Source organism: Caulobacter sp. ErkDOM-E, from assembly GCF_048541895.1.
Taxonomy (GTDB): Bacteria; Pseudomonadota; Alphaproteobacteria; order Caulobacterales; family Caulobacteraceae; genus Caulobacter.
Genome location: NZ_CP183331.1, coordinates 2,851,483 through 2,874,577, shown reverse-complemented (window position 1 = coordinate 2,874,577; position 23,095 = coordinate 2,851,483). Strand labels below are relative to the sequence as shown.

Below are 23,095 nucleotides of genomic sequence, written 5' to 3'. Positions count from 1 at the left end.
TTCCTGCGGCGCGAGGTGCGCAAGCCGCTTGCCTCTAACGGTAAACTTGGTGTCAATCTCGGCCCTTGGCTGACGTCGCGGGGGCGTCGCCTAGTTCAAAGGTTCTTCTGTCTTGATGTTTCGTCCCGAGAACGTTCAAGCCCTCGCGGGTCTGGCGCTCACCCTCGCCCTTTGCTGGCTGGTCTCCGAGAATCGCAAGCGTTTCCCCTGGGTGCTGGCCATCGGCGCCATCGTCGTCCAGGTCGGCCTCGTGCTGCTGCTGTTCGGACTGCCCCAGGCCCAGACGCTGCTGCGCGGCGTCAATGGCGCGGTCGAGGGCCTGTCGGCCTCGACCCAGGCCGGCACCATGTTCATCTTCGGCTTCCTGGCGGGCGGCGATCAGCCCTATCCGGTCAGCAATCCGGGCCTGGGCTTCATCTTCGCCTTCCGCGTCCTGCCGGTGATCCTGGTGGTCTGCGCCCTGTCGGCGCTGCTCTGGCACTGGAAGATCCTCAAATGGGCGGCGCAGGGCTTTGGCTTTGTGTTCCAGAAGACCCTGGGCCTGCGCGGCCCGCCGGCCCTGGCCACCGCCGCCACCATCTTCATGGGCCAGATCGAGGGCCCGATCTTCATCCGCGCCTATCTCGACAAGCTGTCGCGGTCTGAACTGTTCATGCTGATCGCGGTCGGCATGGCCTGCGTCAGCGGCTCGACCATGGTGGCCTATGTCACCATCCTCGCCGATGTTCTGCCCAACGCCGCCGCCCACGTGCTGACGGCCTCGATCATCTCGGCCCCGGCCGGCGTGCTGCTGGCCCGCATCATCGTGCCGGCCGATCCGATGGAAAAGGTCTCCAGCCTGGACCTCAACATCGACGACAAGACCTATGGCAGCTCGATCGACGCTGTCATGAAGGGCACGACCGACGGCCTGCAGATCGCCCTAAACATCGGCGCCACCCTGATCGTCTTCGTGGCCCTGGCCACCATGGTCGACAAGGGTCTGGCCGCCCTGCCGGACGTCGGCGGCCAGCCGCTGAGCATCGCCCGCGGTCTGGGCGTGGTCTTCGCGCCCCTGGCCTGGTCGATGGGCATCCCCTGGAAGGAAGCCGGCACCGCTGGCGGCCTGCTGGGCGTCAAGCTGATCCTCACCGAGTTCACGGCCTTCATCCAGATGTCCCAGACGGGCGCCGCCCTGCTGGACGAGCGCACCCGGATGATCATGACCTACGCCCTGTGCGGCTTTGCCAATATTGGCTCGGTCGGCATGAACGTGGCCGGCTTCAGCGTGCTGGTGCCCGAGCGCCGGCAGGAAGTGCTGGGCCTGGTCTGGAAGGCGATGATGGCCGGCTTCCTGGCCACCTGCCTGACCGGTTCGCTGATCGGCCTGATGCCGCGCGAGCTGTTCGGGCTCTGATGCTATGAGTGTCCAGGCGCTTCCCAGCGTCTGGACACGACCGCCATGGAGGGAGCGACCTTGTCGAACTTCATCCAGATCACGCCGTTCATGCACGTGCCCGAGCTTGAGCCGGCGTTGACGTTCTTCAACGACATCCTCGGATTCAAGACCCTCTTCCGTGAGGGTGACTACGCCTATGTCGAGCGGGAAGGGGCGGGCGTCCGCATCCTGGCCGGGCAGGGCGAGGACGGCGCGCCGCCGGGCAACCGCCGCTTCTGCTACTATGTCGACGTCCGCGACGTGGACGCCCTGTACGATGAGTTGAAGCCGCGCCTCGACACCCTGCCGCCCCGCGACGTCCACGGTCCGGCGGACAAGCCCTACGGCCAGCGCGAACTGCTGGTCATCGCGCCGGACGGCAACCTGATTGCGTTCGGCCAGGCGATCACCGGGGTCTAGCGACCGCCTCTTTCCTTCCCCCACGAAACCCGCTCATCCTCCCGTCTAAACGGGAGGATCTCACCATGAAGCTCTATGACAGCCGCCGCGCCCCCAATCCTCGCCGGGTCCGCTGGTTCATAGCCGAGAAGGGCATCGAAGACGTCGAGATCGTCGACATCGACATCTTCGGCGGCCAGCACAAGACGCCCGACTATCTGGCGAGAGCCGGCCTGCCCAATGTGCCGGCGCTTGAGATCGACGAGCACACGACGATCACCGAGTCGGTGGCCATCTGCCGCTATCTGGAAAGCGTTTATCCCGAGCCGAACCTGTTCGGGCGCGATCCGCTGGAGACCGCGATCATCGAGATGTGGACCCGCCGCGCGGAGATGCTGCTCTCGACCCCGCTGATGATGGCCGTGCGGCATGGCCATCCCGCCCTGGCCGCCATCGAAACCCAGGTGCCCGAAATCGCCGAGACCAATCGCAAGGCCGCCGAGCGGGCGCTGAAGGTGTTCGACCGCCGCTTGGCCGAGAGTGAGTTCATCGCCGCCGATCGGGTGACCATCGCCGACATCCTGGCGGTCACGGGGATCGATTTTGCCCGGATGGTCAAGTTCCGGCCGGACGCGGAACTGGTCAATGTCGGGCGGTGGCTTGAGCAGATGATGCAGAGGCCGGCGGCGAAGGCTGGGGTGTAGCGATCACTGGCCCCCTACGGATCGCTCCGCGATCGTCTTCCCCCGGAGGGGGAAGATGAGTTCATCCGCCCCCTACGGGGGCGGACGGTCGCGAAGCGACCAGGTGGGGGCCAGTGGCTATCGGTTCCGGATCTTCTTGATCACGCCCGAAAAGTTCAGCATCGGCGAACTGCCCGTCGAGACCAGCCCGCGCACGAACAGCAGCGAGCCGCCGGCCTTGGTGACCTCGCCGGTCGCCGTCACCAGGTCGCCGGGCCGGGCCGGGCCCATGAACTCGCCGTTCAGGCTGACGGTCACGGCGTGCTGGCCGGCCAGCGCCCGCCACGAGATCGCAAACAGCGAAAAGTCGGCGAAGGTCAGCATGCAGCCGCCGTGCATGAAGCCGCCGCCGTTCATGTGGCGGGTCTCGGCCTTGAAGGCGGTGGTCACCAGGCCGGTCTCATCTTCCCTGAAATAGAAGGGTCCGGACTGGTCCTCGAACGGATCCAGACCCGACCAGGTGCGCCAGCCGGCCCACTCGCCGCTCTCGACCAATCGCGGCCCGCCGGGCGCGTCATTGCCGCCATCCATGTGCTCGTCCCCTCAAATCAACCGGCCTGAGCTAGAGCCGTGTCGAATGACGCGCAAGCCGTCCCTCGCGTAAGGCGGCGATCCGTGGCATGGAGCGGCCCATGACGACCCCGATCCAAGAGACCATCCTTTCCCAGCTGGCAGGCCTGCCGGAGGGAAAGTCCATCGACCCCATGAGCGTCGCCAAGGCGGTGCAGCCCGAGCGCTGGCAGCAGATCCTGGGCCATGTGCGCAACAACGCCATCGAACTGGCGCGCGCCGGAACCATCGTGATCCTGCGCCACAACAAGCCGGTCGATCCCGAGAAATTCCGCGGCGTCTATCGCCTGCGCACCCGGCTGCCGGGCGATCCGACCAGCTTCGAGACCGCCGCTCCGGATGACGACGCGGACGACGATATCTGACCCCTGTCGACTAAGTCTTGAAACGAAACTCAATCGATGAACTATGAGCCCCAACATTAGGGGAGTTTACCGATGCTGATTCACGGCTCGTCGCTGTCGCCGTTCGTGCGCAAGACCATGGCCTTCGCCACCGAGAAGGGTCTGACCTTCGAAAACAAGGTCGCCCGGCCCGGCTCGCCCGATCCCGAGTTTCTGGAGATCAGCCCTTTCAAGAAGATTCCGGGCTTTCAGGACGGTGATTTCAGGATCTCCGACTCCAGCGCCATCGTCACCTATCTGGAGGCGGCCTATCCCGAGCCCAACCTGATCCCGCTTGAGCCCAGGGCGCGCGCCCGGACGATCTGGTTCGAGGAGTTCGCCGACAGCATCTTCGTCGGTGCGGCCGGCAAGATCTTTTTCAACCTGGTGGTCGGCCCTCGGTTCATGGGTGTCGAAAGCGATCTGGCGGCGGTCGAAAAGGCCACGACCGAGGAGATGCCGCCCGTGATGGACTATCTGGAGAAGATCGCTCCCGAGAGCGGCTTCCTGATCGAGGACCGCCTGACCCTGGCCGACATCGCCGTGGCCAGCCCCTTCGCCAACCTGATGCATGCGGGTTTTGACTTCGCCAAGTGGCCCAAGGCCAAGGCCTGGGCCGACAGCATCCTGGCCCGGCCGTCGTTCGAAACGGTGATCGCTAGGGAGCGGGGCTTCCTGGGCGGCTAGAGTTTCTCTTGGGCGGCGACGCTTGGATAAGCGCCGCCGCGCCCTGGATTGTCCCGATGCTCGACGCGCTTCTCTCCGACATCGCCGCCTGCCGGGCCTGCGCGCCGTACCTCCCGCACACGCCCCGGCCTGTGACGCGGGTGCGCGAGGAGACCCGCATCCTGATCGCCGGCCAGGCGCCGGGACGGCTGGTCCACGAGACCGGCCTGCCGTTCAACGACCCGTCCGGCGTGCGCCTGCGCCAGTGGATGGGGATCGACCGCGAGACCTTCTATGCCCGGCCCGAGATCGGCGTTGCGGCCATGGCCTTCTGCTTTCCGGGGACCAACCCCAAGGGCGGCGACTATCCGCCGCCGCCCCGCTGCGCGGCGATGTGGCGGCCGCAGTTGCTGGAGCAACTTCCGAACGTCGAACTGACCCTGCTGGTCGGCAGCTATTCTCAAGCCTGGGCGCTGGGTGACCGGGTCGGCAAGACCATGACCGACACGGTCGCCGCCTGGCGGACCTTTGGTCCCGATGTGCTGCCCATGCCGCATCCGTCGTGGCGCAACACCGCCTGGCTCAAGCGCAATCCGTGGTTCGAGAACGAGGTCACGCCCTATCTTCGCCAGCGGGTGGCGGGCATTCTGGGGGCATGAACCGCCGTAGCCTGATCCTCACCGCGTCCGCCGCCGCCCTTAGCGGCTGCGCGCCCCTGACCCAGAGGCTGGACCTGGGGCCGCTGGGCTTTCGAGGGGCGCGCTTCGAGGGCGAGGATTTCGTCAGCTTCGACGGCGCGCGGCTGGGCCTGAGGACCTGGCTACCGGCCAGAGAACCCGAGTGGGTGATCGTCGGTCTGCACGGCATGAACGACTATTCCAACGCCTATCATCTGGCCGCCGACGGGTGGGCCGGGCAGGGGATCGCCACCTACGCCTTCGACGTGCGCGGCTTTGGTCGCTCGCCCGAGCGCGGCGTCTGGGCGCCGGTCGGGATCGTCATCGAGGATGTGCGCACCTGCGTCGCCCTGGTCCGTGAGCGGCATCCGGGCGCGAAGATCGCCCTGGCCGGCATCAGCATGGGCGGGGCGCTGGCCATCACCGCCATGACCGATCCGGATCCGCCTGTGGTCGATCGCCTGCTGCTGTTCGCCCCGGCTGTCTGGGGCTGGTCCGAGCAACCGCTGCCCAACCGCGCCAGCCTTTGGGTCACCGCCCACATGGTCGGCGGCTGGGTGGTCGAGCCGCCCGACTGGCTGGTGCGCAAGGTGATGCCCAGCGACAATCTCGACGAGCTGCGGCGCATGGGCAAAGACCCGCTGATGATCTGGGGCGCGCGGTCCGACACCGTCTACGGGCTGGTCGGCCTGATGGAGAAGGCGTGGCGCTCGACCGACAGGATCACGGTTCCGACGGCCTGGTTCTATGGGGTCAATGACAAGATCATCCCCAAGGCGCCGACGGTCGAGGCGTCGGCCAGGCTGAAGCCCTCCGACCGCACGGCCTGCTATGAAAAGGGCTGGCACCTGCTGCTGGTCGACCGGCAGGCCCCGACCGTCTGGCGCGACGCGGTCAGCTTCCTGAACGACCCCGCCGCGCCCTGGCCGTCGGGCGCGCCGCCGATCCCGTCCAGCGTCAAGGTCATGGAGGCCATGGCCTCAAGGTCGCAGACCAAGTCTTCGGGGTTGTGACCGCGCGCCGGGGAGCGTACACCCCGGCGCATTCTTCTGTCTGAGGCGAGACCTGCGGCATGACCTTGTTCGATTCCCCCGATTTCGAGGGACATGAAGGCGTCCACACCTTCTTCGACGAAAAAACCGGTCTGAAGTCGATCATCGCCATCCATTCCACCGCGCGCGGCCCCGCCGCCGGCGGTTGCCGGATGTGGGACTATGCCAGCAGTGAAGCCGCCTTGACCGACGCCCTGCGGCTGTCGCGCGGCATGTCGTTCAAGAACGCCATGGCCGACCTCGACTTCGGCGGCGGCAAGGCCGTGATCCTCGGCGACAGCCGCAGCCAGAAGACGCCGGAGTTGTTCGAAGCTTTCGGCCGCGCGGTCGACAGCCTGAACGGCCGGTACTGGACCGCCGAGGATGTCGGGGTCTCGCCGTCCGATCTGGAGAGCACCCGCAAGACCACCCGCTATGTCGCCGGCCTGGAAGGCCATGCGGCCGCCTCTGGCGATCCGTCGCCGGTCACCGCCGAGGGCGTGTTCCGCGGCGTGCGGCTGTGCGTCGAGAAGGCTTTGCAGCGCGACCTGACGGGCGTGCGCGTCGCGATCCAGGGCGTCGGCCATGTCGGCGCCTATCTGGCCGAAAAGCTGCACGCGGCCGGCGCGGTGCTGATTATCGCCGACGTCAACCAGACGGCCCTGCAAGAGGTGGCCGCCAAGACCGGCGCGACCATCGTACCGACCGACGCCATCTTCGACGTCGAGGCCGACGTCTTCGCCCCCTGCGCCCTGGGCGGCGCGATCTCGGCCGCGACCCTGCCGCGCCTGAAGGTCAAGGTGATCGCCGGCGGCGCCAACAACCAGCTGGCCGACGCCATGATCGGCCAGACAGTGTTTGATCGCGGCATCCTCTACGCCCCCGACTATGTCATCAACGGCGGCGGCATCATCAATGTGGCCGCCGAGATCCGCGCCCTCGAGGCCAATGGGTCGTTCGACGGCCAGTGGGTGGCGACCAAGCTGGACCGCCTGGCCCAGACCCTGGGCGAGGTCATCGACCAGTCGATCGCTGAAAAGCGCCCCGCCAACCTGGTGGCCGACGAGATCGCCCGGGCCCGCATCGCAGCGGCGCGGGCCTAGAGCATTTTCCGTCCTGATTGAGTCAGTCCGGAGCTCTAGATGTTTGTTTTGGCGCATTTTATTCACGCGAACCGGGATCCACTTCGCTCGAAAACGCTCTAGCCTTTTCGCCGCGTCGCGCGTTCCATGTTGGAAATCATGGAGCCTGCCATGTCCAACACCCATCTCGACGACTTGAAACAACAGATGGAAGCCGCCGTCGCCGCTCAGGATTTCGAGACGGCGGGCAAGTTGCGCGACCAGATCGAGGACCTGCGGCGGGGTAACCTCGTGCGCGGTGTCGAGGACGCGCCCCAGGCCTCGTACTTCCAGCGACAGGTTCCGGGAAGGATGGGTCTGGGCACGGAGCAGCAGGTCTATGCGCCGCCCGAGGGCTGGGTCCCGCCGAAAAAGCCCGATCCGATGACCGCCGGCCACTCGCGCGGCGCACGTCGCCGCAAGACCTAGCGCTTGGGCTTGATCGACAGGGTCACGCCATAGACCATGTCGCGGTCGGAATAGGCCTGGGCCTGCAGCTTGCGACGGGTGGCGCTGAGCGACAGTTGCTTGCCGCCCTTGCGCCAGCCTACGCCGAGTTGATGGGTGCCAAAGCGCGTCAAACGGTCCTGCGACCAGCCGGAGCCGCGCCATCCTTCGACAGAACTGCGGATCATGTTCCAGCTCAGGGCCTGGCCCGAACTGGCGGCGAACAGCACCCAACGGCCCCGGCGTGGATCCTGGGCCACGCCGCTCATCTTGCCCATCAGGGCCGAGGCGTTGACCGACAGGCGCTGGGATGTCGAAGGCGCGTCGAGCGAGCCGAAGGGCTGGATGTCGATATCCTCGACCTTGACCACCGGAATGCGCCGTGTCGAAGCGCGGACAAGGCCCAAGGCTGACGGCTGCGTTTCGGCGACGGTCACGGCGGTCGGCGCAGAGCGCTTGCGGGGCTCTGCGAGAGTCTGGATCGCGGGCGGGGTCTTGGCTCCGGCGCCGGCTTCGATCGCGGGCTGGGTCTGGGCGACCAGCAAGGGCTTGGGAGCGGGGACAGAAGCTGGGCCGCCGGCCAGGGGCGCGACCGCTCCGGCCAGATCGACGGGCGAGGGGGCAAGGGTTGAGGCGGGCGCGGCGGGCGCGCCGCGTGGCGCATCGCCATAGCGGGCGGTGGCGATCGGAGCGTCCGGATCGATGGCGGCGGCGTCGCCGCCGGCCAGGGTCAGGGTTGCGTCATAGGGCGCCGGCGCATGGGTCGACAGGGCCGTGGCGGTCGTGGCGACAACCCCCAGCCCGGCCGCAACCAGCGCGCCCCTTATGATGACCCCAGCCCGCATCGATCCGAACGTTCCCTCGCGCTCGCGTCCCCCAGCGTGCCGTTAACGGTATGCTGAACAGTGTGACGCCTGTACAGGCCCTACACACCGACGAAATGTGAAATTAGGTTCGCGCCCGCTTTTCTGGCGCCCCAGGGGGCGTTTTGCCGGGCGGCCGAGGCTTGTCGTCGGTGGGCCCGTCGCCATCACCGCCGTCCTCACCGGGCTTGCGGCGCGCTTCGAAGAAGAAGTTGGCGCGCTCGGACAGCCATGCGGCGACCCGGTCGGAGAACATGCCCGCCAGGACACCCACGCCCGCAAAGGTCATGACATTGGCGTCGCCCTCCAGCGAGGAGGCGTCGCCCAGCAGCACCGCGCCACTGCCCAGGATGATGTAGACGCAGACCGCGACCATGCCGCCCAGCCCGATGCGCGCCTCGAAACCCTCGCCCTTGGTCAGGCCCAGCTGATTCTCGGGATAGACGATCAGGATCTGGGCGATCAGCAGCGCCCCGAAGGCGCCCGACATGAAGGCCAGCAGGATCTGCAGGGTGGCCGGCGGAAAGCCCTCGAACAGCCCGCCCGCCGCCATCCAGGAGCCGCGCAGAAGATCGAAGTCGCCGAACTTTCGGCCCACCTGCAGGGCCCACTGCCCCTGCTTGTCGGCCTCGTCGAGGGCTTCCTTGGAGCTGTCGACACTGTTCCTGGCCTCGTAGAAGGCCGTATCGGCGCGCGAGGCGTTCTCCATCACCTGCTTGAAGTTGGGTGAGCGCGCGACCAGCGAGTCCCATATCTTCTGGTCGCGGGGCCTGAGCTCGCAGCTCTGAACCGTCTCCCAGTCCTGGAGCTTGCTGGCGTTGGGGCTGAACTCGCACAGGGCCTGGGCCCTCAGGCGGTCGCGAAAGCTGAAAAAGGCGTCGGACTCGCTCGAGATCGCCGGCTCAAGGCCGATCCTCAGGGACCGGGCCTTCTCCATCGCCTTGCGTTCGGCGTCGTGCTCGCGCCAGGCCTGGTCGCGGGTCTTTTTCAGCTCGGCGGATTTCTTGTAGGCCAGATAGGCCTGGCTATAGGTGACGGGCTTGCCGTCTTCGTTGGCCACATCCTTCAGCCCGGCCGAGATCGACTGCTGGGCCGAGGCCGTCATCAGGGTGGCCAGGAAGGCATAGACGACGAGGATCGACAGCAGGACGCGCGCCAGGCCGATCGCGAAAACGACCCGTGGATCTCTGGTCTCGCCCATGCTTGCGCGCCCCCAAGCGAATTTCAGCCCAGGGTAGTAAGCGCGACGGCAGGCGGATTGTCAAAACCTCGAAGAACGCCGTTCGCCGTCAGTGGCCCGGTCTGGGCTCGAATGTCCGTCGTTCCTTGAACTTCAAGGCTTCCTCATCAGGCTTGCGGCCATGCTGGGCCTTGGGCTCGGACTTGGGCACGCTGTAATTGGTCATGGGGTCTTGCTGCTGGAACCCATTGGTCATGGCTCTCACTCCCGATCGACCGCTCATTTTATCACGCGGGCTCGAAAACAGTGTCGACCAAGGCGACATCCACGGAGACGTGAAGTCGAGCCTCGCCGGGGTCGCCCAGAATGGCTCCCGAGACGGGCAGGGCCTGGGCCGGGGTGCGGGTGGTGGCCACGCGGATAAGGTCCGGCGACTCGGCCAGGCCATTGGTGGGGTCGAACTCCACCCAGCCGAGGTCGGGCAGGAACAGCTCGCACCAGGCATGGGTCGCGCCCGCGCCGCGTACGGCCGAGGCGCTGGGCGAATAGAGATAGCCGGTGGCGAACAGCGCCGCATAGCCCAGCCGGCGCATGCCCTCGACCATCAGCCAGGCCAGGTCTCGGCAGGCGCCCTTGCCGCTGGCCAGGGTCTCCAGCGGGCTCTGGACGCCCTGCTCGTATCGGGTGGTGTAGTCGAACTGCTGGTGGATGACTGAATTGACCCGCAGCAGGAAATCCAGCGCCGGCTCGTCCAGGCGTCCGCGCAGGCCGCGCAGCCACTTGAGAAGTATGGCGTCGGGATCGTCGGTGACCGGCGCCATGAACGGGGCCAGGGTGGCGCGGTCTTCGCGGTCATAGACGATCGGCGTCAGGGTATGGGGATTGTCGATCCGCAGCGGCGACAGCGGGGCGGGGAAACGATCGATAATCAGTTCACTGATGATGCTCAGCGAGGTCGACTGGCCGCGCGGGCTGAACAGGCACACGCAGTTGCCGTTGGCGTCATAGGTCCAGCGGGTGGGGCCGGGCGGGGTGACATAGAGCGAGGCCTCGACGATGCGCAGGGCATGGCTGTCGCGCGGGCGGATCAGCAACCGGTGCGTGCCGAAACGGACCGGGCGGTCATAATCATACCGCGTCTCGTGCAGGATTCTGAGTCTCGCCATTGCCGAGCCTAACCCCGGCCGGGTCGCTTCGTTCCGTCAGGCGGCGCCAGATCGCGCAGGTATCAGGCGGCGAAACCCGCCTCGGCGAAGGCCAGCATCCGCGCCAGCAGGGCCTCCACGTCGCCCTCGCTGGTGGCGCCTTCCGACAGCACGTTCAGGCGATCGAACTCGGCGAAGCGGTTGTTGTGCAGCATGCCCAGGGTGAAGTGCAGGCGCCAGTAGACGTCTTCCGGCGACAGGGTAGGGCGGGCCGCCAGCAGGGCGTCGGAGAAGCGGCGCAGATGCGAGACGTCGGTCTTCAGGATCTGGCGGATCTGGTCGGTGCCCTCGCTGCGGGCGCGGATCAGGAACTGCAGCGAGATGCGGCGCTCGTGGTCGGGGGCCAGCCAGCGCAGGGGCGGGGTCAGCAGGGCGGCCAGCACCTCGCGCACGGGCGGCTTGCCGGCGTTGCGGTCGTTGGCCTCGTGCAGCATGCGGGCGCGTTCGCGGTTCAGTTCCGTCGTGCGGCGGCGGAAAATCTCGAACAGCAGGGCGTCCTTGGAGCCGAAATGATAGTTCACCGAGGCCAGGTTGACACCAGCTGCTGCGGTGATGTCGCGCACCGACACGTTCTGGAAGCCATGCAGGGCAAACAGTCGCTCGGCGGCCACGAACACCAGATTCTTGGTCGCGGCTTCGGTCTCGGCGGCCTCGGCCACCCCTTCAGTCAGAAGCGGCGAGACGGCGGCGTCGGTGGTCGGACTCACTACAATTCCCCTTTACCCGTGGGGAAGTCTTACGGGCGTTTGAATTTGGCGCAAGCGTCAAGATCGGCCGAAGGCTGATGAAGTACTGGCGGGACTGCTTGTTTGGCGCAGCGATGCGCGGCGGACTTCGCGTTCTGGGAGAGACCCGGAGTTCGGGGACAAACTGCGCGCCATCCCCGGATGGGCACGAGGATCAAAGCTCCAGGTCGTCCCCCTGAAGAGGGAGCATCACGAGCCGCCCCATACAGTCCCCGTCATCCCGGGACGTGTTTCCGGGACCCATCGTTCCGTTGCACCGTAAGGGGTCTATGATCCACGGACCGTGCGGCCGACCCATGGGTCTTGGGAACACGTCCCGGGATGACGGGCGTTGTTGTGCGTCACGCTCTTGCGCAGGCGCCACGGGCGCCCAGACAATCGACGCAGCCCCCTTAAAACCTGCCGTATTCTGTACTCACCTCGTCGCGAGGAAAGGGCGCAAGGCCAGCGACCATTGCGGCGGCGGGGGGTGATCGAGCGGGACTGGGCTTCAGGGGGATACTGAAGCGTGTCCGGGGCTCCTGGCGTTGCAGGACCCGCCCGCCGTCGGCGTGGATGGGGATCAAGGCGAGTGTTGGTCAGAATTGGCCCCACGCCCCCCGACCTTCGGGACTTCGGGAAACCGAAGCTTCCGGGTTCCGGTAAGGCCCCAACTGGGCCACCCGCTGGGACGCTGACGGATAACGATGACGCGGAGCGCCCGGCTTCGTCGAAACGGTATTTGCTACTCACTCATCCGGACGTGGTCCGGACGCTCCGCGACCCTTTTCATCAACTCGGCGGTTCCCGCGCGAGGTCGCGAAACTGTAGCTGCTCCCCCTCTGGGGGAGCTGTCGCGGAGCGACTGAGGGGGCTAGCTGGAAATCGGCCGTGCTGGCCCCCTCCGGCCCTCCGGGCCACCTCCCCCGGAGGGGGAGGATCAGCCTACCCCCGCACCAGCTCCCGCATCGCCTTGTCCAGGCCCTCGATCGTCAGGGGGAACATCCGGTCGTTCATCAGGGTCTTCATCACCCCGATCGACTGGGTGTAGTCCCAGTGCCGCTCTGGCGTGGGATTGAGCCAGACGCAGCTCTGATAGATGTCGGCCACGCGCTCCATCCAGATCGCGCCGGGCTCTTCGTTCCAGTGTTCGACACTGCCACCCGGATAGGTGATTTCGTAGGGGCTCATCGTCGCATCGCCGATGAAGATCACCTTGTAATCGCTGGGGAACTTGTGGAGCACGTCCCAGGTCGGGATCTTCTCCACCTGCCGGCGGCGATTGTCCTTCCACACGGCCTCGTAGAGGCAGTTGTGGAAATAGTAGAATTCCAGGTTCTTGAACTCGGTCTTGGCGGCGCTGAACAGCTCCTCGCAGAGCTTGATATGGCCGTCCATCGAGCCGCCGATGTCGAAGAACAGCAGCACCTTGATCTTGTTGCGCCGCTCGGGGCGCAGTTGGATGTCCAGATAGCCCTTTTCCGCCGTGCCGCGGATGGTGCCGTTCAGGTCCAGCTCCTCGGCGGCGCCTTCGCGGGCGAACTTGCGCAGGCGGCGCAGGGCCACCTTGATGTTGCGGGTGCCCAGTTCGACGCTGTCGTCGAGGTTCTTGTATTCGCGCTTGTCCCAGACCTTCACGGCCTTGCCGTGGCGGCTCTTGTCCTGGCCGATGCGGACGCCTTCGGGATTGTAGCCGTTATTGCCGAACGGGCTGGTGCCGCCCGAACCGATCATCTTGTTGCCGCCCTCATGGCGCTTCTTCTGTTCCTTGAGGCGCTCCTGCAGCATCTCCATCAGCTTCTCGAAACCGCCCATGGCCTCGATCGCCGCCTTTTCCTCGTCGGTCAGGAACTTCTCGGTCAGGGCCTTGAGCCACTCTTCCGGGATGTCGGCGGCAAGGCCGTCACTGACGGTCTCCAGGCCCTTGAAGACGTGGCTGAACACCCGGTCGAACTTGTCGAGGTTCTTCTCGTCCTTCACCAGGCTGGCGCGGGACAGGAAATAGAAGTCCTCGACCGAACGGTCGATGACGTCCTTGTCCAGGGCCTCCATGAGCATCAGGTACTCGCGCAAGGACACCGGCACCTTGGCCTGGCGGAGCTCGGAGAAGAAGCGAAGGAACATCGGCGCGGGCTTTCGAACAGATGTTCGGAGTGTGGAGGGTTCTTAAACGGGACGCAACGCCCGAACCGCTCAACCCCGCCGCAGAATGAACTCCAGATCCCTGATTTCGCCGACCGGGAAAAAGTACTCGCCGACCTTGGCGAACCCCAGCCGCTCATAAAGCCGCTGCGCGCCGAAATTCTCGGACCACACGCCGATCCACAGGGGGCGGGGGCCATCCTTCTCCAGCCACTCCAGCGCCGCGTTCATCAGCATGGAGCCCTTGCCGCCGCCCTGGTGGTCTTTCAGCACATAGATGCGCTTCAGCTCGCCATCGCCCGGTTGCACGTCGTCATGCGGCAGGTCGCAGGGACCGGCCAGGGCGTAGCCGATCGCCTCGCCGTCATCCTCCAGCAGCCAGGTGGCCTTGTCGGGATGCGCCAGATCGCTCCGGGTGCGCTCCAGCCCGTAGGCATAGGCGATGAAGGTCTCCAGATCCGCCGGCGGATACAGATAGTCGAAGGTCTGGATGAAGGTGCGGGCGCCCAGGCTGGAGACCGTGTCGGCGTCTTCAAGCGTGGCGCGGCGAAGGGAAAGGCTCATGTCTTGCTTGATAACCGCGATGGACCGGTTTCGTCCAATGGCTGTCCGCGCTACCGTCGGGCCATGAGCATCGCCCTGTTCACCCATTCCGACATGCTGGACCATCGGCCAGGCGACGGCCATGCCGAGCGGCCCGAACGGCTGCAGGCGGTGATCGACGCCCTGAGCGACGACGCCACGCTGGATCTGGAAACGCTCGAGGCGCCGCTGGTCGATATCGCCGACCTGGCCCTGGTGCATCCGCAGGCCTTCATCGACGCCGTGCTGGCTTCGGCCCCCAGCGCCGGCCGCCACGCCCTGGATCCCGACACCATCCTGACCCCTGGCAGCCTAGTCGCGGCGCGGCGAGCGGCCGGGGCGGCGGTTTCAGCCGTGCGCCAGATCGCGGCCGGGGAGGGGATGCGGGCCTTCTGCGCGGTGCGGCCGCCGGGCCATCACGCCGAGCCGGGCACGGCCATGGGCTTCTGCGTGTTCTCCAACGTGGCCGTCGCGGCGCGGGTGGCCCAGGCTTCGGGCCTTCGCCGGGTGGCTATCGTCGATTTCGACGTCCATCACGGCAACGGCACCCAGGCCGCGTTCGAGAACGACCCCACCGTCTTCTTCGCCTCGATCCACCAGTCGCCGCTATATCCCGGCACCGGCGATCCGTCCGAGACCGGCCTGGGCAACATCGCCAACGCCATCGTGGCGCCGGGCGCGGCCCGGGAAACCTGGCGGGCGGGGTTCGAGGGGCTGATGGACAAGGTCGACGCCTTCTCGCCGGATCTGATTCTGGTGTCCGCCGGCTTCGACGCCCATGTCCGCGATCCGCTGTCGGCGCAGAACCTGGAAGCCGAGGATTTCGCCTGGGCGACCCGGGCGATCGTCTCGGTCGCCAACGCCCGGTCGCGGGGCCGTATTGTTTCCTCGCTCGAGGGCGGCTACGACCTACAGGCGCTGGGGCGCTCAGCCGCCGCGCATGTCCGCGCTCTGCAGGAGGGATGAAGGGATCGACGGGTAGCCGTCGCTCTCTCGGGAACATGGCCGACGCAAGCAACGCCGACCACATCCTCGCGGAGGAAAGACCGGTGCGTCCGGGCCTCATCACCCTGGCCCGACATGGCGAGCCGGCCCTGTCTCGCAAGGTGCGCTTCAACTGCGCCGCCTATGGCGAATGGTGGGCGCGCTATGAAGTGGGCGGACTGAAGCCCGGCCAGACGCCTCCGGCCTCCCTGGTCGAAGCCGGCCGGCAGGCCAGCCTGGTCATCGCCTCGACCCGCCGCCGCTCGATCGAGACCGCCCAGGCCGTCTGCGAAGGTCGCGCCTTCTCCACCGATCCGCTGTTTGTCGAGGCGCCGCTGCCGCCGCCGCCCTGGCCGTCATGGATCAAGATGAAGCCCAGTCACCTGGGATTCTTCGCCCGCTTCTGGTGGTGGTTCTTCAACCACCACGGCGGGCAGGAGACCCGGGCCCAGGCCGAGATCCGCTCTGACCAGGCCGCCGACCTGCTGATCGATCTGGCCGCCGGTGGACAGGACGTGCTGGTTCTGGCTCACGGCTTCTTCAACTGGATGATCGCCCGGTCGCTGAGAAAGAAGGGCGCGCGCCAGCTGCTCGACGAAGGCCACGCCTATTGGAGCGTCAAGCGCTTCACCCTGGCCTGAAGACCACGCTCCCGAGATGGGAGGGCGCATTCCGACTTCCCTTAACGACGGCCACATTCTAGGTCGTTGCCCGCATCTTCCCGCCCCACTAGGGTGCGGCCGTTCTCCTCGGAGTTGAAATGACCGACGCCTCGAACGCCACGGATGGAGATCTCGCCGGACTGAGCTTCGAGCAGGCCCTGGCCGAGCTGGAAAAGATCGTGTCCGAGCTGGAGTCCGGCCAGGCGCCGCTGGAGCGGTCGATCGACATCTATGAGCGCGGCGCGGCCCTGAAGGCCCACTGCGAAAAGAAGCTCGAGGCCGCCCGCCTCAAGGTCGAAAAGATTGTTCTGGGCCAGGGCGGCGCGGTTAGCGCCGAACCGGCGGACTTCGCCTGATGGCTTCAGCACCGATTACCTATGACGACTTCGAGAAGGTCGATATCCGCATCGGCACCGTGACCCGGGCCGAGCCGTTTCCCGAAGCGCGCAAGCCCGCCTACAAGCTGACCATCGATTTTGGCCCGGCGATCGGGATCAAGCGCTCGTCGGCTCAGGTGACCAAGCACTACGCCCTGGACGATCTGGTCGGGCGCCGGATCGCGGCGGTGGTCAATTTTCCGCCACGTCAGATCGGTCCGGTGATGTCCGAGGTTCTGTGTCTGGGCTTTCCCGACGCTGAGGGTGATGTGGTGCTGGTCAGCGTGGATCGCGCCGCGCCAGACGGGGGGAAGCTGTTTTGATCGATCTGGAACGTCGCATCGTTCAGGCTGCCGACATCGTCACCGTGGCGCTCGACGAGCTGCTGCCCCGGGCCGACGGCCCCGAGAGTCGGCTGACCGAGGCCATGCGCTATGCGGCCCTGGGGCCGGGCAAGCGGCTGCGGCCTTTCTTCGCCCTCGAAACCGGCAAGATGTTCGACCTGCCCGAGCGGCCGGTGCTGCGCGCCGCCTGCGCCCTGGAATGCATCCACGCCTACAGCCTGGTGCATGACGACTTGCCGGCCATGGACAATGACGACGTGCGTCGCGGCCGTCCGACGGTGCACATCCAGTATGACGAGGCGACAGCGATTCTGGCGGGCGACGCCCTGCAGACCGCCGCCTTCGAGATCATGGCCCACCCCGACACCCACGATGACGGCCATATCCGCGCCGAACTGGTGCGCAAGCTGGCCATCGCTTCGGGCGCCAAGGGCATGGCGGGCGGTCAGATGATCGACATTCTGGGCGTTCGCGATGATCTGGGTGCCGTGGCCCGCATGCAGCGTCTTAAAACCGGCGCCCTGATCGCCTTTGCTTTCGAAATTCCGCTGATCATCGCCCGGGCAAAAGATTCCGAGCGCGCCGCCCTGATGGGCTTCGCCCAGGACCTGGGTCTGGCCTACCAGATCGTCGACGACATTCTGGACGCCGAGGGCGACGAAGCCGTGCTGGGCAAGGCCGCGGGCGGCAAGGACGCCGCCATGGGCAAGACCAACTATGTCACCCTGCTGGGCCTCGACGCGGCCAAGGAACGGGCGACGCTTCTGGCCGCTCAAACCAAGTCTCACCTCGATATTTTCGGCGAACGCGCCAATCATCTGCGCCGCAGCGTTGATTTCGTGCTGGACCGGCGCAACTGACCGCGCTTTCTTCGGACATGACCACCGTGACTCCTCTTCTCGACAAGATCGCCTCGCCCGCCGATACGCGCGGTTTTTCCGTGGCTGAACTGAAGCAACTGGCCAGCGAGGTGCGCGCCGAAACCATCGACGCGGTGTCGGTGACCGGCGGGCATCTGGGCGCGGGCCTGGGGGTGGTCGAACTGACCGTCGCCCTTCACCACGTCTTCGAGACGCCCAAGGACATCCTGATCTGGGACGTCGGCCACCAGGCCTATCCGCACAAGATCCTCACGGGGCGTCGCGACCGTATCAAGACCCTGCGTCAGGGCGGCGGTCTGTCGGGCTTCACCAAGCGGGCCGAAAGCGAATACGACCCGTTCGGCGCGGCCCATGCGGCCACCTCGATCTCGGCGGCGCTGGGCTTCTGCGCTGCGCGTGACCAGAAGGGCGAGACCAACAAGGTCGTGGCCGTGATCGGCGACGGCTCGATGAGCGCCGGCATGGCCTATGAGGCGATGAACGCGGCGACCGACACAACCAAGCAACTGACCGTCATCCTCAACGACAACGACATGTCGATCGCCCCGCCGGTGGGCGGGATGAGCGCCTATCTGGCCAATCTGGTTTCGGGCGGCGCGTACCGGAAGGTGCGCAAGCTCGGCAAGACCGTGGTCGAGAAGCTGCCGACCCCGATGCGCGAAGCGGCCCGCAAGGCCGAGGAATACGCCCGCGGCATGGTCACCGGCGGCACCTTCTTCGAGGAGCTGGGCTTCCACTATGTCGGCCCGATCGACGGCCACGACATGGACGCCCTGGTCAGCGTGCTGAAGAACGCCCGTGAATTCGAGGACAAGCCGGTCCTGGTCCACGTCGTCACCCAGAAGGGCAAGGGCTATGCCCCGGCCGAAGGCGCTGACGACAAGCTGCACGCCGTGGTCAAGTTCGACGTGGTCACCGGCCAGCAGCACAAGGCCGCCGCCGGCCCGCCCAGCTACACCAAGGTGTTCGCCCAGGAACTGGTCAAGCAGGCGCAGCACGACTCCAAGATCGTCGCCATCACCGCCGCCATGCCCTCGGGCACGGGTCTGGACATCTTCCAGAAGGCGTTCCCGGAACGCATCTTTGACGTCGGCATCGCCGAGCAGCACGCGGTGACCTTCGCCGCCGGCCTCGCCGCTGACGGCATGAAGCCTTTCGCGGCGATCTATTCGACCTTCCTGCAGCGCGGCTATGACCAGGTCGTCCACGACGTGGCCATCCAGCGCCTGCCCGTGCGCTTCGCCATGGACCGCGCCGGCCTGGTCGGCGCCGATGGCCCCACCCACGCCGGCACCTTTGACGTCGGCTTCATGGGCGCTTTGCCCGGCATGATCCTGATGGCCGCCGCCGACGAGCTGGAACTGGCCCGCATGGTCGCCACCGCCGTCGAGATCGACGACCGCCCCAGCGCGTTCCGCTATCCGCGCGGCGAGGGCCTTGGCCTCGACATGCCGATCGGCCGCGCCGATCCGCTGGAGATCGGCAAGGGCCGCGTCGTCCGCGAGGGGACCAGCGTCGCCATCGTCTCGTTCGGCACCCGCCTGGGCGAAAGCCTGAAGGCCGCCGACCTGCTGGCCGCGCGGGGCCTGTCGGCCACCGTCTGCGACGCCCGCTTCGCCAAGCCGCTGGACATCGACCTGCTGTTGCGGCTGGCCCGCGAGCATGAAGCCATCATCACGGTCGAAGAGGGCGCCATGGGCGGTTTCGGCGCCTTCGTGCTGCAGGCCCTGGCCGAGCACGGCGCGCTGGATCGCGGCCTGAAGATTCGCACCCTGGTGTTGCCGGATATCTTCCAGGATCAGGACAAGCCTGATGTCATGTACGCCCAGGCGGGTCTCGACGCCGAGGGCATCATGCGCGGCGCCTTGTCGGCGCTGGGGATCGACAACATCTCGGCGGCGGGCCGCCGGGCCTGATCAGGCCGCGGCGCACGACCTGAAGAACGCCTTCACCTGTCCCTCGTCTTCATGCCTGGCGTGAAGATTGTGCCGGTCGCCATTCGTCAGGATGGTCAGGTCGCCGGTGTGCTGAAAGCCGGCCAGGGCAGGGGCGCTCATCTGGCCGCGCGCTTCCAGCAGGCCGGTCTCGACCAGAGCGCTGCCGGCCTTCTCGGCGGTGAATCGGCTTTCGATGCGGGCGGACGCCAGGACGATCTCGCGGCCCTCGAGGCCCACGGCTGAAATCTGGACGCTGTCGGCCCCCGGCGAACAGCTGAGCATCAGGATCACATCGTCTGTGAAAGGCCGGCCATAGGCCAGGCGCGGGGCCTCGCCGGCGTCGCTGAGGAACGCCCAGCGATAGCCGCTGTCGGCGACCGTCTCGTGGGCGCAGCCCGCCAGGCCGGCGGCCAAAAGTCCCAGAACGGCAAGTGCGGCGAGCGGACGTCCCATGGCGATTCTCCTGCCCGGAACAACGCGGCCGCAGCGCGGGAGTTTCGCTGGGTCCAGAAACACATCAGGCGCGGACACCCTTGGGGGGCTGCGCCTGAAGGCCTTGAAGGGAGGGGCCGGTTCTTGCGCGAACCGCTCGTCGCCGGATCAGAAGGGCGAGAAGCGTTCGACCAGGGCCTGGCCGGCCGGGGTTTTCTGGACGCGGCTGATGTCGCCACGGCCGCCGTAGCTGATGCGGGCTTCGGCGATCTGGGTGTGCTTGATGGTGTTGGCCGAGGAAATGTCTTCCGGACGGACGATGCCGGCGACCGTCAGTTGGCGCAGTTCGGCATTGGTGCGCACTTCCTGCGTGCCCTGGATGATCATGTTGCCGTTGGGCATGACCTGGCTGACCACGGCGGCGATCGTCAGGCTGATCTTCTCCGACCGGCTGACGCTGCCGCCGCCGGCGTTGGTGAAGGTGGAGTTGGTGCCGATGGCGTTGGCGGGATCGAAGCCGCCCGGCAGGATCTTGCCCAGGCTGGATTCCAGACCCAGGAAGTTGCTGACGCCGGTCTGGGTGGTGGAGGCGCGGTTGCTGGCCGAGTTGTTCTTGGTGCTGGCGCTGTCGTCGATATCGATCTGGACGGTCAGGATGTCGCCGATCTTGCTGGCGCGCTGGTCGTTGAAGAAGGCGCGGGCGCCGACCCGCCACAGCGAGTTGGCGGACGCCGCCTGGGGCGTCTGGTCGCGCGAGGCGACGAATTGCTGGGTCATCGGCGCCAGCTGGGCGGGATAGCCGACGGGGGCCAGTTCAGGGCCCTTCACGGCTTCAGTGACGGTCGAGCAGGCGGCGAGCGGGGCGAGCAGGGCGAGGGCGGCGATCAGGGCGGGGCGCATGCGAATGACCTCTAGCGAGCGGCGTAACGGACTGACGATCGGTTTTGCAAGGACTGCGCCTGCGGACCGACCATCGCGGAACCAGGACCGGTCGCGACCGCCTGGATGATCTTCTTGGACAGTGAGTTCTGGACGGAGACCGGGTCGCCGGCGGCTGCGGCCGACATGGCTTTTCCTTGCAGGGCAAGGGAAACGCCGCCGTTTTCGTAGGTCACGGTGATGATGTCGCCGTTCTTGATCACCTGGGCGGCGGACACATCGCGCAGCGAGGCTGCGGCGCCTTCACGCAGGGGGCGCTTGGCGCTCATGCCGATCAGCGCGTCGGCGTCCTGGGGCGCATCGCTGGGCGAGGCGGCCATCTTCACCCAGATCAGGTCCTGGGGCTGCACGATCTCGCCAGCCGTCAGGCTGCGGGCATAGGCAAGAACTTCCACATTGCCCCTGGCGCGAACCACGCCGCCGCTTGCGCCGCCGCCATCGGCGCCCTGGCGGACGATAATCCGGCGCAGACCCTGCGAATTGCTCCAGTCCAGGCCGGCGCGGCGAGCGGCCGATTGCACCTGACCGGCGTCGAGAACGGTGGTGGCGCCGATGCGGGTGGCGACCAGGATGTCCGAGGCCGAGCCGGCCCCGTCGAACAGGTCGCCCAGGGTGACGCGGCCGTCGGCGTCGGTGGTGTCCATCTTCAGCGAAACGGTCTGTCCGGCGAGCGCGGGACCGGCGAGAGCCAGGGCGCAGACGGTGATCAGGAGGCGCTTCATGAGCTTAGGACCTCAGCTGCGAGGTGGCCTGGAGCATCTGGTCGGCCGTGGTGATGACCTTGGAGTTCATCTCGTAGGCGCGCTGGGCGACGATCAGGGCGGTGATTTCGCTGACTGCGTCGACGTTCGAGGACTCCGTGTAGTTCTGCAGCAGGGTGCCAAAGCCGGGTTGGCCGGGGGCGGCGATGTTGGCCGGACCCGAACCGCCGGTTTCCATGAACAGGTTGTCGCCGATGGCTTCCAGGCCGCCTTCGTTCATGAAGTTGGCCAACTCGAGCTGGCCGATGGTCTGGGGCGCGGTCTGGCCCTGCAGGGTCACCTGGACCAGGCCGGTCTTGCCGATGGTGATGGCGGTGGCGTTCTGCGGCACGGTCAGGCCGGGCTGCACCGCATAGCCGTCGTCGGTGACGATCTGGCCCTGGTCATTGGTCGAGAAGTTGCCGGCGCGGGTATAGGCCGTCTCGCCCGAAGGCATCAGGATCTGCAGATAGCCCTTGCCCTGGATGGCCACGTCCAACTCGTTGTTGGTCATGGTGGGGGTGCCCTGCTCGGTGATCCGGTAGACCGAGCCGGCCTTCACGCCGCCACCGATCTGGACGCCGGTGGGCACGACATTGCCGTCGCTGGACGACTGGGCGCCGGCCCGTTCGATGGTCTGGTAGAGCAGGTCCTGGAACTCGGCCCGCTGACGCTTGAAGCCAACCGTATTCATGTTGGCGATGTTGTTCGAGATGACCTCGACGTTCAGCTGTTGGGCTGACATGCCGGTCGCGGCGGTGCGCAGAGCTTGCATCGTCTAGTTTCCCTTAGTTGGCTTTGCCGAGGCGCTCGACGGCGGAGCGCGTCAGTTCGGCGGCGTTGTCCATCATCTTGGCCATGCTCTCGTAGGCGCGCTGCACCTCGATCAGCTTGGTGATCTGGACGACGGACTGGACGTTGGAGGATTCCAGCATGCCTTGGTGCACGACGGCGTTGGGCGCCTGCTGGAGGGTGGCGTTGGCGGTGTTGCGATAGAGGTTGTCGCCGTCCTTGCTGAGCGAGGACAGGTCGTCGGCGCGAACCACGGCGATCTTGCCGACGCTCAGCTGACCCTGGCTGACGATGCCGTCTTTGCCGATGGTGACGGGCCCTTGCTTGGGGTCGATGAGGATCTCAGTGCCGCCCTCGTCCAGCACGGGATTGCCGGTCTGGGTGACCAGCTTGCCTTCGGGGTTGGTCGTGAAGCGGCCGTCGCGCGTGTAGCGCTCGCCGCCCGCCGTCTGGACCTTGAAGAAGCCCTGGCCCTCGATGGCCACATCAAAGTCGCCGCCGGTCTTGGTCATGGCGCCTTGGGTGAAATCACGCGCCACGCCGTCGTCGAGCACGAACTTGACGGGATTGGTCCCGCCCAGGGTCCGGGCCGGCTTGGCGGCTTCCGTCCGGACCATCAGGTCCTCGGTCTTGAAGCCCGTCGTGTTGGCGTTGGCGATGTTGTTCGCGACGATGTCCAGCTCGCGGCGGAGCGTCATCTGGCGCGAAAGGCCCACATACAGCGCGTTGTCCATGACGAGTTAACTCGGGCGGCTGGCGCGACAAATGCGCCGCAGTCCTATCAGCAACCTTCGTGCCAACGTCAAAAAGTCAGCAAAAACAAACAATAGGAAGGTTAACGCGGGGGTGTTGGGCG

28 protein-coding genes are annotated in these 23,095 nt (G+C 66.6%); 15 read left to right on the top strand and 13 right to left on the bottom strand.

Translation table 11 applies throughout. The features are described 5' to 3' along the window. Window positions 1-115: 115 nt before the first annotated feature. The 3 genes from ACN2C7_RS14165 to ACN2C7_RS14155 all read left to right on the top strand — a co-directional run bounded on the left by ACN2C7_RS14165 (window position 116) and on the right by ACN2C7_RS14155 (window position 2,520). Window positions 116-1,396, top strand: coding sequence for a NupC/NupG family nucleoside CNT transporter (locus ACN2C7_RS14165; protein ID WP_419317612.1), 1,281 nt, complete (start codon window positions 116-118; stop codon window positions 1,394-1,396). A gap of 45 nt (window positions 1,397-1,441) precedes the next feature. Next, window positions 1,442-1,837 carry a bleomycin resistance protein gene (locus ACN2C7_RS14160; RefSeq protein WP_419317611.1) on the top strand — a complete coding sequence of 132 codons (396 nt, stop codon included), beginning with the start codon at window positions 1,442-1,444 and terminating at the stop codon, window positions 1,835-1,837. A gap of 65 nt (window positions 1,838-1,902) precedes the next feature. After that, a complete protein-coding gene (locus ACN2C7_RS14155; RefSeq protein WP_419317610.1) occupies window positions 1,903-2,520 on the top strand; it encodes a glutathione S-transferase family protein in 618 nt (205 codons plus the stop codon). Between the two features lie 117 nt (window positions 2,521-2,637). Here the strand turns inward: ACN2C7_RS14155 and ACN2C7_RS14150 are convergent, their stop codons facing one another. Then, on the bottom strand, window positions 2,638-3,090 hold the full coding sequence (locus ACN2C7_RS14150) for a PaaI family thioesterase (RefSeq protein ID WP_419317609.1): 453 nt from the start codon (window positions 3,088-3,090) through the stop codon (window positions 2,638-2,640). 101 nt (window positions 3,091-3,191) lie between these two features. On the opposite strand from ACN2C7_RS14150, the gene ACN2C7_RS14145 reads away from it, so the two are divergent. From ACN2C7_RS14145 to ACN2C7_RS14120, 6 genes are all read left to right on the top strand, one after another. Next, a complete protein-coding gene (locus ACN2C7_RS14145; RefSeq protein ID WP_419317608.1) occupies window positions 3,192-3,494 on the top strand; it encodes a DUF3253 domain-containing protein in 303 nt (100 codons plus the stop codon). Window positions 3,495-3,566: 72 nt separating this feature from the next. Next, window positions 3,567-4,199, top strand: coding sequence for a glutathione S-transferase family protein (locus tag ACN2C7_RS14140; protein WP_419317607.1), 633 nt, complete (start codon window positions 3,567-3,569; stop codon window positions 4,197-4,199). 56 nt (window positions 4,200-4,255) lie between these two features. Continuing rightward, entirely contained in the window at window positions 4,256-4,837 is a 582-nt protein-coding gene (locus ACN2C7_RS14135) for a uracil-DNA glycosylase family protein (RefSeq protein WP_419317606.1), read from the top strand. Beyond that, window positions 4,834-5,868: an alpha/beta hydrolase gene (locus ACN2C7_RS14130; protein WP_419317605.1), complete on the top strand. Its 1,035-nt coding sequence runs from the start codon at window positions 4,834-4,836 to the stop codon at window positions 5,866-5,868. Before ACN2C7_RS14135 ends, ACN2C7_RS14130 begins: the two co-directional genes overlap by 4 nt. Window positions 5,869-5,927: 59 nt before the next feature. Next, window positions 5,928-6,989, top strand: coding sequence for a Leu/Phe/Val dehydrogenase (locus ACN2C7_RS14125; protein ID WP_419317604.1), 1,062 nt, complete (start codon window positions 5,928-5,930; stop codon window positions 6,987-6,989). Window positions 6,990-7,139: 150 nt separating this feature from the next. Further along, a complete protein-coding gene (locus ACN2C7_RS14120) occupies window positions 7,140-7,436 on the top strand; it encodes a UvrB/UvrC motif-containing protein (RefSeq protein WP_419317603.1) in 297 nt (98 codons plus the stop codon). Here ACN2C7_RS14120 and ACN2C7_RS14115 read toward each other — a convergent pair. The 7 genes from ACN2C7_RS14115 to ACN2C7_RS14085 form a co-directional block, all read right to left on the bottom strand. Next, complete coding sequence (locus tag ACN2C7_RS14115; protein ID WP_419317602.1) at window positions 7,433-8,299, bottom strand: hypothetical protein; 867 nt, start codon at window positions 8,297-8,299, stop codon at window positions 7,433-7,435. The genes ACN2C7_RS14120 and ACN2C7_RS14115 overlap by 4 nt on opposite strands. Window positions 8,300-8,402: 103 nt before the next feature. Continuing rightward, window positions 8,403-9,518: a hypothetical protein gene (locus tag ACN2C7_RS14110; RefSeq protein ID WP_419317601.1), complete on the bottom strand. Its 1,116-nt coding sequence runs from the start codon at window positions 9,516-9,518 to the stop codon at window positions 8,403-8,405. Between the two features lie 88 nt (window positions 9,519-9,606). After that, window positions 9,607-9,753 carry a hypothetical protein gene (locus ACN2C7_RS14105; protein WP_419317600.1) on the bottom strand — a complete coding sequence of 49 codons (147 nt, stop codon included), beginning with the start codon at window positions 9,751-9,753 and terminating at the stop codon, window positions 9,607-9,609. 31 nt (window positions 9,754-9,784) lie between these two features. Beyond that, the gene (locus tag ACN2C7_RS14100; RefSeq protein ID WP_419317599.1) at window positions 9,785-10,663 is read right to left on the bottom strand and encodes a transglutaminase family protein; all 879 of its coding nucleotides are present in this window, start codon (window positions 10,661-10,663) and stop codon (window positions 9,785-9,787) included. Window positions 10,664-10,725: 62 nt separating this feature from the next. Continuing rightward, window positions 10,726-11,409 (bottom strand): TetR/AcrR family transcriptional regulator, encoded by a 684-nt coding sequence (locus ACN2C7_RS14095; RefSeq protein WP_419317598.1) that lies wholly within the window; start codon window positions 11,407-11,409, stop codon window positions 10,726-10,728. Between the two features lie 963 nt (window positions 11,410-12,372). Further along, window positions 12,373-13,551, bottom strand: a complete 1,179-nt coding sequence (locus ACN2C7_RS14090) for a vWA domain-containing protein (RefSeq protein WP_419317597.1) — start codon at window positions 13,549-13,551, stop codon at window positions 12,373-12,375. Between the two features lie 69 nt (window positions 13,552-13,620). Beyond that, window positions 13,621-14,133 carry an N-acetyltransferase family protein gene (locus ACN2C7_RS14085; protein ID WP_419317596.1) on the bottom strand — a complete coding sequence of 171 codons (513 nt, stop codon included), beginning with the start codon at window positions 14,131-14,133 and terminating at the stop codon, window positions 13,621-13,623. Between the two features lie 63 nt (window positions 14,134-14,196). Between ACN2C7_RS14085 and ACN2C7_RS14080 the strand changes: the two genes are divergently transcribed. The 6 genes from ACN2C7_RS14080 (at window position 14,197) to dxs (ending at window position 19,315) form a co-directional block, all read left to right on the top strand. Next, window positions 14,197-15,117: a histone deacetylase family protein gene (locus tag ACN2C7_RS14080; protein WP_419321476.1), complete on the top strand. Its 921-nt coding sequence runs from the start codon at window positions 14,197-14,199 to the stop codon at window positions 15,115-15,117. Then, window positions 15,114-15,776, top strand: coding sequence for a histidine phosphatase family protein (locus ACN2C7_RS14075; RefSeq protein WP_419317595.1), 663 nt, complete (start codon window positions 15,114-15,116; stop codon window positions 15,774-15,776). Before ACN2C7_RS14080 ends, ACN2C7_RS14075 begins: the two co-directional genes overlap by 4 nt. 119 nt (window positions 15,777-15,895) lie before the next feature. After that, window positions 15,896-16,153 (top strand): exodeoxyribonuclease VII small subunit, encoded by a 258-nt coding sequence (locus tag ACN2C7_RS14070; protein ID WP_419317594.1) that lies wholly within the window; start codon window positions 15,896-15,898, stop codon window positions 16,151-16,153. Then, on the top strand, window positions 16,153-16,497 hold the full coding sequence (locus tag ACN2C7_RS14065; protein ID WP_419317593.1) for a tRNA-binding protein: 345 nt from the start codon (window positions 16,153-16,155) through the stop codon (window positions 16,495-16,497). Before ACN2C7_RS14070 ends, ACN2C7_RS14065 begins: the two co-directional genes overlap by 1 nt. After that, window positions 16,494-17,378 (top strand): polyprenyl synthetase family protein, encoded by an 885-nt coding sequence (locus ACN2C7_RS14060; protein WP_419317592.1) that lies wholly within the window; start codon window positions 16,494-16,496, stop codon window positions 17,376-17,378. The genes ACN2C7_RS14065 and ACN2C7_RS14060 overlap by 4 nt, the downstream gene beginning before the upstream one ends. 17 nt (window positions 17,379-17,395) lie before the next feature. After that, complete coding sequence (gene dxs, locus ACN2C7_RS14055; protein ID WP_419317591.1) at window positions 17,396-19,315, top strand: 1-deoxy-D-xylulose-5-phosphate synthase; 1,920 nt, start codon at window positions 17,396-17,398, stop codon at window positions 19,313-19,315. Here dxs and ACN2C7_RS14050 read toward each other — a convergent pair whose 3' ends face one another. The 5 genes from ACN2C7_RS14050 to flgF form a co-directional block, all read right to left on the bottom strand. Beyond that, the gene (locus ACN2C7_RS14050; protein WP_419317590.1) at window positions 19,316-19,789 is read right to left on the bottom strand and encodes a hypothetical protein; all 474 of its coding nucleotides are present in this window, start codon (window positions 19,787-19,789) and stop codon (window positions 19,316-19,318) included. 147 nt (window positions 19,790-19,936) lie between these two features. Then, window positions 19,937-20,668, bottom strand: a complete 732-nt coding sequence (gene flgH / locus ACN2C7_RS14045; RefSeq protein ID WP_419317589.1) for a flagellar basal body L-ring protein FlgH — start codon at window positions 20,666-20,668, stop codon at window positions 19,937-19,939. An 11-nt stretch (window positions 20,669-20,679) separates the two neighbouring features. Continuing rightward, entirely contained in the window at window positions 20,680-21,429 is a 750-nt protein-coding gene (gene flgA, locus ACN2C7_RS14040) for a flagellar basal body P-ring formation chaperone FlgA (RefSeq protein WP_419317588.1), read from the bottom strand. A 4-nt stretch (window positions 21,430-21,433) separates the two neighbouring features. Further along, window positions 21,434-22,222 carry a flagellar basal-body rod protein FlgG gene (gene flgG / locus ACN2C7_RS14035; protein ID WP_419317587.1) on the bottom strand — a complete coding sequence of 263 codons (789 nt, stop codon included), beginning with the start codon at window positions 22,220-22,222 and terminating at the stop codon, window positions 21,434-21,436. A gap of 13 nt (window positions 22,223-22,235) precedes the next feature. After that, window positions 22,236-22,973, bottom strand: a complete 738-nt coding sequence (gene flgF / locus ACN2C7_RS14030; protein ID WP_419317586.1) for a flagellar basal-body rod protein FlgF — start codon at window positions 22,971-22,973, stop codon at window positions 22,236-22,238. Between the last annotated feature and the right edge of the window lie 122 nt (window positions 22,974-23,095).